Annotated in this window: 10 protein-coding genes and 1 tRNA gene; 1 reads left to right on the forward strand and 10 read right to left on the reverse strand. The window is 73.7% G+C overall.

From position 1 onward, the window contains the following. Positions 1-284 precede the first annotated feature (284 nt). The 3 genes from ACTVZO_RS15535 to ACTVZO_RS15545 all read right to left on the reverse strand — a co-directional run bounded on the left by ACTVZO_RS15535 (position 285) and on the right by ACTVZO_RS15545 (position 4,309). Positions 285-692 (reverse strand): single-stranded DNA-binding protein, encoded by a 408-nt coding sequence (locus tag ACTVZO_RS15535; RefSeq protein WP_384226698.1) that lies wholly within the window; start codon positions 690-692, stop codon positions 285-287. Positions 693-792: 100 nt separating this feature from the next. Then, positions 793-2,670, reverse strand: coding sequence for a GTPase (locus tag ACTVZO_RS15540; RefSeq protein WP_443298947.1), 1,878 nt, complete (start codon positions 2,668-2,670; stop codon positions 793-795). Positions 2,671-2,674: 4 nt separating this feature from the next. Further along, positions 2,675-4,309 carry a dynamin family protein gene (locus ACTVZO_RS15545; protein ID WP_443298948.1) on the reverse strand — a complete coding sequence of 545 codons (1,635 nt, stop codon included), beginning with the start codon at positions 4,307-4,309 and terminating at the stop codon, positions 2,675-2,677. 333 nt (positions 4,310-4,642) lie between these two features. Between ACTVZO_RS15545 and ACTVZO_RS15550 the strand changes: the two genes are divergently transcribed. Beyond that, a tRNA-Arg gene (locus ACTVZO_RS15550) sits at positions 4,643-4,715 on the forward strand. Between the two features lie 287 nt (positions 4,716-5,002). Here ACTVZO_RS15550 and ACTVZO_RS15555 read toward each other — a convergent pair. From ACTVZO_RS15555 to ACTVZO_RS15585, 7 genes are all read right to left on the reverse strand, one after another. Then, a complete protein-coding gene (locus tag ACTVZO_RS15555; RefSeq protein ID WP_443298949.1) occupies positions 5,003-5,461 on the reverse strand; it encodes a DUF7144 family membrane protein in 459 nt (152 codons plus the stop codon). Between the two features lie 33 nt (positions 5,462-5,494). Next, a complete protein-coding gene (locus ACTVZO_RS15560; protein WP_443298950.1) occupies positions 5,495-5,884 on the reverse strand; it encodes an SHOCT domain-containing protein in 390 nt (129 codons plus the stop codon). A gap of 68 nt (positions 5,885-5,952) precedes the next feature. Next, positions 5,953-6,768, reverse strand: coding sequence for a phosphate ABC transporter ATP-binding protein (locus ACTVZO_RS15565; protein WP_443298951.1), 816 nt, complete (start codon positions 6,766-6,768; stop codon positions 5,953-5,955). Positions 6,769-6,779: 11 nt separating this feature from the next. After that, the gene (locus tag ACTVZO_RS15570) at positions 6,780-7,733 is read right to left on the reverse strand and encodes a sortase (RefSeq protein ID WP_443298952.1); all 954 of its coding nucleotides are present in this window, start codon (positions 7,731-7,733) and stop codon (positions 6,780-6,782) included. Between the two features lie 17 nt (positions 7,734-7,750). Beyond that, complete coding sequence (locus tag ACTVZO_RS15575; RefSeq protein WP_443298953.1) at positions 7,751-9,805, reverse strand: WxL protein peptidoglycan domain-containing protein; 2,055 nt, start codon at positions 9,803-9,805, stop codon at positions 7,751-7,753. Between the two features lie 115 nt (positions 9,806-9,920). Next, the gene (locus ACTVZO_RS15580) at positions 9,921-11,498 is read right to left on the reverse strand and encodes an Ig-like domain repeat protein (RefSeq protein ID WP_443298954.1); all 1,578 of its coding nucleotides are present in this window, start codon (positions 11,496-11,498) and stop codon (positions 9,921-9,923) included. Positions 11,499-11,561: 63 nt separating this feature from the next. Further along, entirely contained in the window at positions 11,562-12,557 is a 996-nt protein-coding gene (locus ACTVZO_RS15585; protein ID WP_443298955.1) for a substrate-binding domain-containing protein, read from the reverse strand. Positions 12,558-12,639: the final 82 nt, after the last annotated feature.

The raw sequence follows: 12,639 nt of genomic DNA on the forward strand, positions 1-12,639 counted from the left end.
CGCGGAGCCCCGTACGGCCGCGGAGAGGGAAACGGCCCGGGGAAGCGCCGGAGCCGCGGTCTGAGCCGCAGCCGGAGCCGTGGCCTGAGCGGCGGCAGGGGGAACGGAGCGAGGCGCGGTTCCAGGAACAGGACGAGGAACGGAAGCGGGAGCGGCAGCAGGAACGGCAGCAGGAGTGGAATCAGGAGCGGAGGATGCGGGAACGACAATCGACACAGTCTTCCCCTTCGGGCCAAAGACCCAGGTGCCCGTGAGTACCGGGGAATCCTAACCGCCTCGAACACTCAGACCACCGCCGCCTTCTGAGTGGCCATCAGCGGCACGTCGGTCTTGACCACCCGGCGGAACGCGGCCGTCCCCCGGTTCAGATCGTGCCCGATGGCCGTCGCGTCGATCTCCGCCGACACCCACCGGTGCCCCTCCCCGTCGGGCGGGTCCTCCCGCACCCTCAGCCTCCCGTGCACCACCAGTGGTTCGCCCACCGACACGGAACCCGCCAGGTTCACCGCCAGGGTGCGCCGCGCCCACACGGTGTAGAAGCTGGTGGTCCCGTCGGTCCAGGCCTCCTTGCGCCGGTCGAAGTACCTCGGCGTCACGGCGAAGCGGAACCTCGCCGACGGCCCGTTCGGCGTCTCCTTGTAGTCGACCTGGGTGGCCACGTAACCCACCAGCGTCACCAGGGTGTCGTTCATCCCGGCCGCCCTCCCCCTGCGATGCGTACCCGTACGGACCATCCGCACGAGGTACGCACCATGCTGGGGCCGTCCGCCGACGCCCGCTCGAGCCTGTGGATTACTGGCGGGTTGTGGACAACTTCGTCCCCCCTGCGGCGACGGCCGCGTACTGCTCGCGCACCTCCCGGTAGCGCAGCAGCTCCGCCGCGACCGGCTCCAGCACCCGGGCCCGCCCGCACCCGGCGGCCGCTTGCCGCAGCCTGCGCTCCGCGTCCTGCCCGTACCTGCGCGCCGGGCCGCGTGCCGCGATCGAGCAGGCCCACTCCACCAGCGGCCCGCCGACGATGCCCGCCACCATCAGCAGCACCGGCGGCAGCAGCTGCGGCTCCAGGACCCCGATGATCTGCCCGAGCAGCCACAGCCCGCCGTAGATCTGGAGCAGGGTCATCGCCGCCTGCCCCAGTACCGCCGCCGGCCACCACGTGGGCCGCGGGGGCTTGACGCTGGGCACAGCGACCGCCGCCCCGAGGGTCACCGCCAGCTCGTCCAGCGCCTCCGGGAGGCGTTCGGCGCCGCGCACCGCCGTCTCCCGTACCGCCTGGGCCCAGGGTTCGGGCAGGCCGGTGACGGCCTCGTCGGCGACCACGCGCACCGCCTGCTCCACGCGCTGGCGCGCGGTCACCTCCTCCTCGACCGGCGGCGCCGCGACCGCCGTGCCCCGGCCGCCGATCGCCGCGAGCGCGGCCAGCCCCGCCAGGGTGCGCGGGGCCCGGCGGTCCTCGTACCAGCGCCACAGCCGCAGCCACGGCGTCCCGCAGGCCTTTCCGGCATTGCGCCGCCAGGCCCGCTCGGCCGCGAGACCGGCCGCATACGCCCCGACCGCCTCGGCCAGCCGGTCCTCGAACTCGGCGCGCGCCGTCTCCCCGATCTCCGGCCCGGGGTGCCCGCCGGCCACGTACAGCGGCCGCAGGCGCACGGCGGCGCGGTCGACGTCGGCGGAGATCCGCCGGGTCGCGGCGCCCTTCTCCTGGGTGAACTGTCCGAGCAGCTCGCGCAGTTCCCCGACTCCCTCGCCGGTCAGCGCGGACAGGCCCAGCACGGTGGCACCGGGCTCGTCGTGCTCGCCGAGCGCGATGCCGTCCTCGTCGAGGAGCCGGCGCAGGTCGTCCAGGACGAGGTCGGCGGCGTCCCCGGGCAGCCGGTCCACCTGGTTGAGCACGACGAAGGTCACCTCCGCGTGCCCGGCGAGCGGGCGCAGGTAGCGCTCGTGCAGCACCGCGTCCGCGTACTTCTCCGGGTCCACCACCCACACCACCGCGTCGACGAGCGCCAGTACGCGGTCCACGTGGTCGCGGTGCGCGCCGACGGCCGAGTCGAGGTCGGGCAGGTCGACGAGGACCATCCCGCGCAGCGCCTCGGCCTCCGAGGTCTCGCGGGGGCGGCGGCGCAGCCGTCCGGGGATCTCCAGCCGGTCCAGCAGTCCGGCCGCGCCGTCGGACCAGCTGCACGCGATGGGGGCGGCGGTGGTGGGGCGGCGCAGGCCGGTCTCCGAGATCTGCACCCCCGCGAGTGAATTGAAAAGCGTGGACTTGCCGCTTCCGGTGGCTCCGGCGATCGCGACGACCGTGTGCTGCGGTGACAGTCCGCGCCGTGCGGCCGCCTCGTCGAGCACCCGGCCCGCCTCGGCGAGGGTCTTGCCGTCGAGCCGGGTCCGGGACAGTCCGACCAGCTGGCGCAGGGCGTCGAGGCGCACGCGCAGGGCCTGGCCCTCGGGGCTGAGCGGGGGCGCGGTGGACTTGCCGCCGTCGCTCCCGGCGCCGGAGACGGCCCGTACGAGCGCCTCGTCGCCCTCGTCGCCCTCGCTGCCCTCGCTGCCCTCGTTGCCGTCGCCGCCGTCGCCGCCGTCGCCCGCGAGGGCCTCGGCGGCCTTGGGGCGCGAGCGCGCGATGAGTCCGTCGTCCCAGCGGTCCTCGGTGCGGTCGGCCAGGGAAGTCACCGCGTCACCTCTCCTTCTGCAGTAGGGACAGCGCGGCGATCAGTTCGGCCTGCGGTTCGGGGGTCACCTCGAGGGCCTCCAGCGGGGCGAGCCGGCGGTCGCGTTCGGCGCGCAGCACCTGGTCGAGGTGGTCTCCGACCAGCTCCGCGCCCCGGTCGCGCAGCCGCAGCGCGGTCTGGGCGCCGATCCGTTCGGCGAGCTTCTCCCCGGCGGGGCGGGCCCGCTTGCCGCCGAGGAGGGCGGCCACGAGCAGGGCCGCGACCGAGTCGGGGTCGGGCGCCGGCTGCCGGTCGAGCGCGGCGACCTCCTCCTCGGCGAGTTCCTCCAGCACCCGCCGCCAGCGCCGTACGGCCATGCCGATGCGCTCCCCCGCCTCCCTGTCGGGCGTGGGCAGGGGCACGGCGCCGGCGGCCGGCTCGCGCCGCCAGGCTTCGGCGATCCGCTCGTCGGCGGCGGCGACGGCGCACTGGAGCAGCGCGGCGAGGGATTCGGCGAGCGAGTCGAGGAGTTCGTCGGCGCTCGTGTCGAGGGGGTAGCCCCGCCAGCGGGTCAGCGCGTCCCCGGCGAGTACGGCGCCCTGGTCGAGGCGGGTGCGCACGCGCCGGCCCTCCCGCTTGTACGCGTCCTCCACGGCCGAGGTCAGCCGTACGGCGGCGGCGTGCTGGGCGGCGACGGCGGAGGCGAGTTCGGGCATCCGGCGCCGCAGGGAGTCCAGCGCGCCGAGCGCGGTGCGCCCGACGGCGTGCTGTCGGGCGGCGGGGTCCTGGGCGTGGTGGGCGAGCCAGGCGTAGAGGGGTGCGACGGCGCTGGCCGGCAGCAGCCCGCCGCCGCCGGCGGACTCGGGGAGTTCGGGCACGGTGAAGCGCGGGACCTCGCCCAGCCCGGCCCGGGTGAGCAGGGCCCCGTACTGGCGGGAGACCTCGGCGAGCACCTGGTGCGGGACCCGGTCGAGGACGGTGATGAGGGTGGCCTTGTACTGCTTGGCGGTGCGCAGCAGGTGCCAGGGGACGGCGTCGGCGTACCGCGAGGCGGTGGTGACCATCACCCAGACGTCGGCGGCGCAGATGAGTTCGGCGGCCAGTGTCCGGTTCTCGACCACGAGGGAGTCGATGTCGGGGGCGTCGAGGATGGCGAGCCCGCGGGGCAGGGTGGAGACGGTCTCGATCCGCATCTCGCGGGTGGCGTGCCCGGGGCCGCGGTCCTGGCCGGGGCCGCGGTCGCGGTCGTGGCCGTGGCCGCGGGAGGTGGGGGCGGGGTCGTCCTCGTCGTGCGGCACCCAGACGCGCATCAGGTCGGGCAGCACCCGCATCCCGGCGAACCAGTGATGATCATCCGGATGGCAGACAAGCACCGGGGTGCGTGTCGTGGGGCGCAGCACCCCGGCCTCGCTGACCTGCCGTCCGACGAGGGAGTTGACGAGGGTGGACTTACCGGCCCCGGTGGACCCGCCGACGACGGCGAGCATCGGCGCCTCGGGCGCCTTCAGCCGGGGTACGAGGTAGTCGTCGAGCTGCGCGAGCAGCTCGGCTCTGGTCTGGCGGGCGCGCGGAGCGCCGGGCAGGGGCAGCGGCAGACGCACGGACGCGACCCGGTCGCGCAGGGCGGACAGGGCATCGAGCAGCTGAGGCCGAACATCCAAGGTCACCACATGCGAAGAATGCCCAATTTGGGACCATTTTTGAAGCTTATACGTCCTCTGCGCGCCGAGCGCGACTCCAGTGGGACATCCTGGACACCGCGGACGAGTGGGGCGCAGGCATAACGAGTGCACAACACCCACGGCGACGCGGCGCAAAAGCGGTGCGAGAATCGCACCTGCCTGCGATTATCGGGACCGCTTCACCGAACCTCCACATCGTGGCACGCGGGTGAAGCAACCGGGACAAGGCGACCGGAGCCCTATCCTTGACCCGGCACGGACCGCAGTCCCACCCCCACCGGGGGGCTCCAGGCCCACCAGGGCCACCTTCCGGCCCCCGTAGCTCAGTGGATAGAGCAGGTGCCTTCTAAGCACTTGGCCGCAGGTTCGAGTCCTGCCGGGGGCACTCTTTCTCCACCACCGCAAGCCCTCCCCCAGGGAGGGCCTTTGCGCAGGTCAACAGAGATTAGCGGGGCGGGCGTAGCGGCGCGGTAAGCGCCTGGGCCCGCCGGGGCGAGTCAAGACGGGAGGGCGTCCGGAGCCGGGACCGAGGTCAGCCCCCGAATTCCGCTCAGATCCTTCACCCACCATGAGCCGTTGTCGCCGCAGAAGGTCAGGACGAACCCGGGACGATGAGCCGCACATGGGAAACGGGGTCGTGGTCCCAGTCCTCCCGGACTCCGGAAAGGGCGGTCACACGCGGTGGCTGGGGTCCGCTTCGGCTTCGTGGTGCAGGCCCGTGCACAGGGCCCAGACGATGAAGATGTTGACCGCGATCAGGACCAGGGCCCACAAGGGGTAGTACGGCAGCCACAGGAAGTTGGCGATCGCGCCCAGTCCGGCGATGGCGACGCCGAAGAAGCGGGCCCACAGGGCTCCGCTGATCACGGCGCAGCCGGCGAAGATCAGGATGATGCCCAGGATGAGGTGGATCCAGCCCCAGCCCGTCAGGCTGAACTCGAAGACGTAGTGGCGCGTCGCGAGGAACACGTCGTCCTTGGCGATGGCCGCGATGCCCTCGAAGAGCGCCATCGCTCCGCCGAAGATCATCAGGGCCGCCGCCAGGATGGTGGTGCCGGATGTCGGCGCGTGCCAGGGGCTCGGGCTCGGGCGTGCGTCGCTTGCGAGGGGTCCGCTGTGGTCACTGGCCATTTCGACCTCCATGGGTTGCGGAGCCGGCCGGCCTCAGGTCAGGAGCTTCTGCTTCGCGCGGTCGAATTCCTCCTGGCTGATGTCGCCCTTGTCCTTCAGGGCCGAGAGCTTGTGCAGTTCGTCGACCGGACTGCCCGACGGGCCCGCCGCCTTGCGGACGTACTGCTGGAAGGCCTCTTCCTGCTCCTTGACCTGCTTCACCTCGCGCTCGCCCATGCTGCGGCCGCGGAAGATGAGGTAGATGAACACGCCGATGTAGGGCAGCAGGAGGACCAGTACCAGCCAGGCGGCCCTCTCCCAGCCGTTCAGGCTGTGGTCGCGGAAGATGTCCGTCACGACCTTGAAGAGCAGGAAGAACCACATCACCCACACGAACAGCCACAGCATCGTCCAGAACAGATTCAGCAGCGGATAGTCGTCCATGCCGGACTCCGATCTTCGGCGTAGATCTTCATTACTACGCCGGGTCCCGGGGGTCCGCATGTCGGGCGTCAGCCGAAGCGGCCTTCCACGTAGTCCGCCGTGCGCGGGTCGGACGGAGCGGAGAACATGGCGGGGGTGGGGCCGTACTCCACGATCCGGCCCGGGGTTCCCTGCTCCGCCAGGAAGAAGGCGCACTGGTCGGAGACGCGCGCCGCCTGCTGCATGTTGTGGGTCACGATCACGATGGTGACCTCGTCCGCCAGCTCGCGGATCGTCTCCTCGATGCGCCGTGTCGAAGTGGGGTCCAGGGCCGAGCAGGGTTCGTCCATGAGCAGGATCCTGGGGCGGACCGCCAGCGAGCGGGCGATGCACAGCCGCTGCTGCTGGCCGCCCGAGAGGGCGCCGCCGGGCTGGCGGAGCCGGTCGCGCACCTCCTTCCACAGGCCCGCCTTCGTGAGGCACTCCTCCACCAGGTCGTCCTTCTCCGGGCCCGGGACGCGCGTGCCCGTGAGCTTCAGGCCCGCCGTGACGTTGTCGTAGACCGACATCGCCGGGAAGGGGTTCGGTTTCTGGAAGACCATGCCGATGCGCCGCCGGGCGTCCGTCAGGCGGCGGCCCCGCGCATAGATGTCCTCGCCGTCCAGCAGGACCTCGCCCGCCAGCTCGGCGCCCGGGATCAGCTCGTGCATCCGGTTGAGGATGCGCAGGAAGGTCGACTTGCCGCAGCCCGAGGGGCCGATCAGGGCGGTCACCTGGCCGCCCGGCATGGTCAGCGAGACCCGGTTCAGGACCTTGCGGCCGCCGAACCAGGCGGACAGCGCGCGGGCGTCCAGGGAGGAGGCCCCCGTCGCGGCGGCCTGGGGAAGGGTGAGCGTCTCGGTCATGGGGGCCTCGATCACAGGAGGTTGGGCAGGAGCAGGGCGGCCCGGTCGGCCACCGCCAGGGCGAGCGCGGCCAGTACGGGGAACCCGACCAGCCAGGTGTGCGGGCGGCCCCAGCGGACCCGGGCCCAGGCCAGCGCGGCCGCGGCGAGCAGCAGGGCCTGGCCCCAGAGGACCAGCGGGACCCAGGCCGAGGCCTGGCCGGCCATGGGAGCCTCCTCGGCCGGCAGCCGGCCTGGGGCGCGCCCGCCGGACTGCTGGGCGGGCGAGACCAGTTCCGCGTCGACCTGGAGCACGCCGCGGGGCCGGTACGCGGGCCCGTCGGCGGTCATCAGGGTCAGCAGGCCCGCGTTCCCGGTGGGCTCGGCGGGCTGCGGGTCGCCGGCGCGCCGGACGCCGAGCACCCGGTACTCGTGCTCCCCCTGCCCGGTCGTGACGGTGAAGGTCTCGCCCCGCTCCAGGTCGCCGATGTGCCCGAACGGGCCGCCGTAGCCCGCCTGGCGGCCCATCAGGATGCTGGTCCCGGGCTGGCCCGGGAGCACGGTGTCGCGGCGGTGCCCGGGGCCCGAGGCCAGCACCTCGGCGGTGGTCGCCTCGCGCACGACCTCCCGTACGCCGATCTGCGGGATGGCCAGCAGTGCGACGGGCGCCCCGGCTCCGGCCGGGCCCACCGGGGCGGTGGCGTTGGCGAGCTCGTCGCGCAGTTCCGCGTACCCGATCCGGCGGTCCCGTTCGTGGCGGAGGTGGCCGAGCGGTCCGACCTCGGCGACGAAGCCGAGGAGGAGCGCGCCCAGGATGGCGAGGGCGGCTCCGGCGGCCCACAGGCCCGGCCCCGCGGACGGTCCCGCGGACGGCCCAGCTGACGGTCGCGCGCCGGGCTTCGCGGGCACCCCGCCCGCCGGAGCCGGCGAACCGGCTCCGGCGGGGCCGGGGCGCACGTCCACCGGCGCGGTGGAGGTGGCTGTCATCGGCACGTCTCCGGTGGTCAGTTGCCCGCGAAGGTCAGCAGGCCGCGGCGGCGGGCCCACCACACGGTCACGCCGCCGGCCACGACGAGGGCGGCGGCGAGCAGGCCGACGGCGGTGACGTCCGCGCCGGTGTCGGCGAGACCGCCCTTGGCTCCCGTGCCGGTGCCCGTACCGCCGCCCGAGACGTTGGTGGAGACGCCGACGCCGTCACCGCCGCCGGCGGTGGGGGACGGGGTCGCCGTCGTGGTCGACGAGGCGGTGGCGGTGGGCGTGGGAGTGGCGGTGGGCGTGGGGGACGCCGAGTCCGTGGGGGCCGGCGTCGGGGTGGGGGTCGGGGTGGGCGTCGGGGTCGGGGGGGCGGTCGGCGTGGGAGTGGGAGTGGGCGTCGGGGTCGGGGTCGGGGTCGGCTGCGCCGGGTCCGTGGTCTGGTACGCGGTGTTGGAGGTGAACCAGAGCGATCCGGTGAAGTCCCCGAACGTCTCGGTGCCGAACGCCTTGCGGCAGACCACCGTGAGGTCGTAGCGGCCTTCCAGGACGCTGAAACCGGCTTCGTTGGCGTAGTCCCGCATGGTGCTCGTCAGGGGTACGACGATCCCGCCCGACGGTGCCTGCCCGTACGTGGAGATCGGCGAGTTGCCCACCACGTTCTTGCCCTCGGCGGGGAAGCCCTTGCCGGTCACCTTCACCAGGACGTTGGTGGCGGGCGCCGGGCAGGCCGCCGAGGTGGCGAGGTCGATGCTGCCGGTGTCCGTGCCCGTGGCCGGGTTGACCAGCGCCGTGCCGGCGGGGGCGGCCTGGGCGGCCGTGGTGGCCAGGGCGAGGGCGGCGAGCGCGGCCGCGGTGGCGGCGGCCGCTCCGGCCGCCGTGCGCCGGGTCCGCCGGGCGGCGCCGGTGGCCCCGGCGGGGCCGGTGGCCCCGGCGGGGCCGGTGGCCCCGGCGGGGCCGGTGGCCCCGGCGGGGCGGGTCGGGGGGATGGGGCGGGTGAACTGCACGATGGGCTCCTTGTTGGCGTTCTCGGGAGTGGTGCGCCGGCGGGCCGACGCGATGGCCGCCGCTGCCCGGGCGAGGCGCCTGCGGCGCCAGGCCCACAGCCCGCCCGCGGTGATCACGAGGACCAGCGCGAGCAGCGTCCACGGGACCGTCCACAACGACACCGAGCGGGTCAGGGACGGGAGTCTGGGGTCCACGCCCTCGCGCGCGGCGACCGGCTGCACGGAGACGACGGCGGACGAGCGCAGGACCGGGGCCACCCCGTCGGCCGTGGCCGTGACCTTCAGCGAGCTGCCCGGCAGCAGGTCGCCGAGGTCCTTGGCGCCGCGCGCGGTGACGGAGGTGCCGAGCAGGCCGTTGATCCGGACGGCCTGGCGCGCGCCGAGCCGGACGTTGCCGGTGTTGCGCACGGTGTACGTGACGGTGGCCGAGCCGCTGCCGAAGGGGTCGGCGGTGCCCTCGTAGGAGGCGGTGACGTCCTCCACGGCCAGCTGCGGGGTCAGGGTCCCGGCGGCGCGGACGTAGACGCGGGTGCCGACCCGCTGGTCGAGCCGGACCTTGTTGCCCTGCGCGTCCCGGCCGCCTCCGGCGAGGGCGGCGACGATGCCGCCGGTGTGGTCGCCGGGGGCGACCTCGCGGGGGACGGTCATGGTGAAGGGCACGATGACGTTGCTCTTCGGCGGGACCGTGACCTGGTCCTTCTCCAGCCTGATCCAGCTGCCGGCGTCCTTGGGGGCCTGGCCCGCGGGCAGCAGGTCGAAGCCTCCGTCGGCCGTGTTGACGGCGTCGCTCGCGTAGACGGCGAGGGTCAGCGGCTCGTCCCCGTAGTTCCATACGGCGATCCGGTCGCGCAGGCCGGCCCCGCCGGTGACCCCGTACGAGAAGTGGGGCCGGGCGTCGGGCTCCCCGGGGCCCGCCGGCTGCACCCCGAAGGTGGCCTTCCGGTCCTCGGAGACCACGGGCGTCGCGTGGGCGGCGGGTGCGGGGAACGGCGCGAGCAGCACCAGGGCGGCCGTCAGCACGGCCGTCAGCGCGGCGGCGGCCGGGCGGCTGCGCCGGGCGGGGGCAGCGGTGGGAGTCATGGCGCGGGCGTCCGATCGAGGCGGGGGCGGGGGCGGGGTCCGAGGTGTCAGGGGCGGGGCGGAACGGGTCTGTGGAGCGGGAAGGGCCCGTTCCGCCCCGGTGCTCACACCTGGATCAGATGGCGGTGAGCGTGAGGGTCGCGGAGTACGTGCCGGCCACCGTGGAGGTCGGGACGTTCAGCGCGAGGTCTGCGGTGACGTGCGCGGTGCCGAGGCCGGTGCCGTTGGCGAGGGTGCGGGCGGACTTCAGGCCCGCCGTGCCCGCGTCACCGGTGGCCGCCCCGTGCGCCGCCGGGACGGCCGGGCCGGCCGTGACGGTCTGCGCGGGCGCCTTGTCGACGACCTTGGGGGCCCAGCCGAGGTTCTGGCCGTTGATGCCGTGCGTGGCGCCGTCGGAGAAGTCGGTGACCTGGCCGCTGACGGTCCAGCCCGGGTTGCCGGCACGGGTGTCGGTGAGGGTGACCGGGTTGATGGACCCGGCCGTGGTCAGGAGGTCGCCGTCGGCGTTGAGGACCGGCGAGGGCAGGGTCACCTGCGGATTGGCGACGCTGATCACCAGCGCGCCCGCGTTGACGGTGGTGGTGATGGTCTCGGAGGCGGAGACTCCGGCGAACGCGCCGACCACGTACGGGATCGCGCCCGAGTCGGAGCCCAGGTGGGCGCCCGCGTCGGCCGGTACGAACACGGCGGTGAAGGAGTGGTCGCCCACCGGCAGGCTGCTGGTGGTCAGCACCGCGGAACCGCCCGCGACCGGAACCGTGCCCAGGGTGGTCGTGGTGCCGCCCACCGTGTCGGTGAACTTCACCGCGCCGGCCGCGCCCGCGGGCGTGACCGTGCCGGTCAGGGTCACCAGGCTGAACTGCGGCGCGGTGGCGGCCGGGGAGACGGCGAGTGCGGTCGTGGTCGCCGTGGCCGGGACGGCCTGGACCGCGTAGGAGACGACCGCGGAGGCCGAGCCGTTGTACGAGGCGTTGGAGGGCGTGAACACGGCCGTCAGGTCGTGCGTGCCCGCGGTGAGGTTGCTCGTGGTCAGGGCCGCGGTGCCGCCCGCGACGGTGACGGGGGTGCCGAGGTCGGCCGCGCCGTCCTTGAACTGGACGGTACCCGCGGAGCCGGCGCCGGGGGTCACGGTCGCCGTGAGGGTGACCGGGGTGCCCGCCTGGGCCGGGCCGGCCGGGGTCACGGCGAGGGCGGTGGTGGTGTCGGTCTTCACCGCCGGGTCGTTGGCCTGGTAGGTGGTGTTCGACGTGAACCAGACGGCGCCGGTGTAGTCGCCGAGGCTGGTGCCGTTGAAGGCCGTACGGCAGATGACGGTGAAGTCGTACTTGCCCTGGAGGGTGGTGAAGCCCGCCTGGCTGGCGTAGTCCCGCATGGTCGAGGTGAGCGGGATGACCATGCCCCCGTTGGGGGCGGTCGGGTAGGTGGTGATCGGGGAGTTGCCGACCACGTTCAGACCGCCGGCCGGGAAGCCGGAACCCTCCACCTTCACCAGCACGTTGGTGGCGTTCGCCGGGCAGGCGCCTGAGGTGGTGAAGGCGATGCCGGTGGTGTCGGCGCCGGTGGCCGGGTTGATCTCGATGGTGCCGATCGGGGCGGCGTACGCGGCGCCCGCGCCCGCGAGACCGGCCGCGAAGGCGGTGGTCAGGGCGGCGACACCGAGGGCCAGGGCCCGCGGAACTCTGTTCTTCAGCACGGTTCGCTCTCCAGAATCAGGATCAGGATCAGGATCAGAAGCAGGAGCAGGAGCAGGAGCTGATCAGGGCGTCTGCTTGGTGGTGTCGCCGCAGTTCGGGTTCGTGGCGAAGCCGTACGTGTTGATCACCGAGGTCTGCTTGCAGATCTCGGAGGTGCCGCCGACGAAGACCGTGCTCCAGGGCGCCGTGCCGACCTTGCTCGTCGGGATGACGTTGTAGACGTCGCGCTTCACGCCGAAGCCGCTGTTGAGGACGGTCGGGGCCAGGCCGTCGATCGTGCCGAGGATGGCGCGGCCGCGCAGGTCGGCGATGGTCTGCGAGGACTGCGACTGGTACTGCGCGATGGAGAACGGCACGATCGACTTGTCGTCGAGGACGCGGCCGTCGTGCTCCTGGACCGGGGCGGTGCCCTTCTTGTCCTTGATGCAGGGGTAGACACCCGCGACGACGTCGGCGTCGGTGATGCCCATCTGGGACTCCCAGAAGCTGCGGGTGCCCGAACCGGCCTGCGGCAGGTAGACGGTCATGTCGTAGTTCGGGCCCGCGCCCACGTAGTTCGGGTCGCAGTGGTAGATCGCCTTCAGGTCGGTCAGCGACAGCTTGCGCGGGATCGCCGAACCGGGGGTGACGGCGTAGCTGACGCCGTCGACCGCGAACGGGACGTACGTCAGGCCGGGGGCCGCGGCCGCCAGGTTGAGGGCGGAGGAGCGGGCGAAGTCCAGGCAGCCGTTGTTCGCCTGGAGCGAGGTCAGCAGAGCGGAGCGGCCGGCGCCGCTGCCGTTGGGGCGGGCGATGGTGCAGTTCGGGTTGACCGCCGGGTCCTTGGTGGTGACGCTCGCGGAGCCGGTGGCGTCGTAGGAGCCGAGCACCTTCTGGCCGTTGACGGTGATGGCCGCGGCCAGGCCGTTCATGACGTCCTGGGTGGTGTCGGAGCCGACACCGGCGAGCTGGCGGTACTGCGGCGGGCCGGCCGGGTCGGCGAAGGCGATGCTGCCGCCGGCGGCGGCGAGCGCCAGAGCGGCCGTCGCGGCGGCGAAGGCGGTCTTCTTCTTGTTCACGCGGGTTTACCCCTCAGCTAGGCTGCGCCCGGGTGGTGCCCGGCACGCGTTGGGTGAAGTTCCGTTGGCGCGGACGAATCGG

Origin of the sequence: Streptomyces sp. IBSNAI002 (assembly GCF_052244475.1) — a bacterium.
GTDB lineage: Bacteria > Actinomycetota > Actinomycetes > Streptomycetales > Streptomycetaceae > Streptomyces.

Coding starts and splice junctions, on each gene's coding strand:
- ACTVZO_RS15535 (WP_384226698.1), bottom strand. CDS start 692: ATGAACGACACCCTGGTGACGCTGGTGGGTTACGTGGCCACCCAGGTC.
- ACTVZO_RS15555 (WP_443298949.1), bottom strand. CDS start 5,461: ATGGCCAGTGACCACAGCGGACCCCTCGCAAGCGACGCACGCCCGAGC.
- ACTVZO_RS15560 (WP_443298950.1), bottom strand. CDS start 5,884: ATGGACGACTATCCGCTGCTGAATCTGTTCTGGACGATGCTGTGGCTG.
- ACTVZO_RS15565 (WP_443298951.1), bottom strand. CDS start 6,768: ATGACCGAGACGCTCACCCTTCCCCAGGCCGCCGCGACGGGGGCCTCC.
- ACTVZO_RS15570 (WP_443298952.1), bottom strand. CDS start 7,733: ATGACAGCCACCTCCACCGCGCCGGTGGACGTGCGCCCCGGCCCCGCC.
- ACTVZO_RS15575 (WP_443298953.1), bottom strand. CDS start 9,805: ATGACTCCCACCGCTGCCCCCGCCCGGCGCAGCCGCCCGGCCGCCGCC.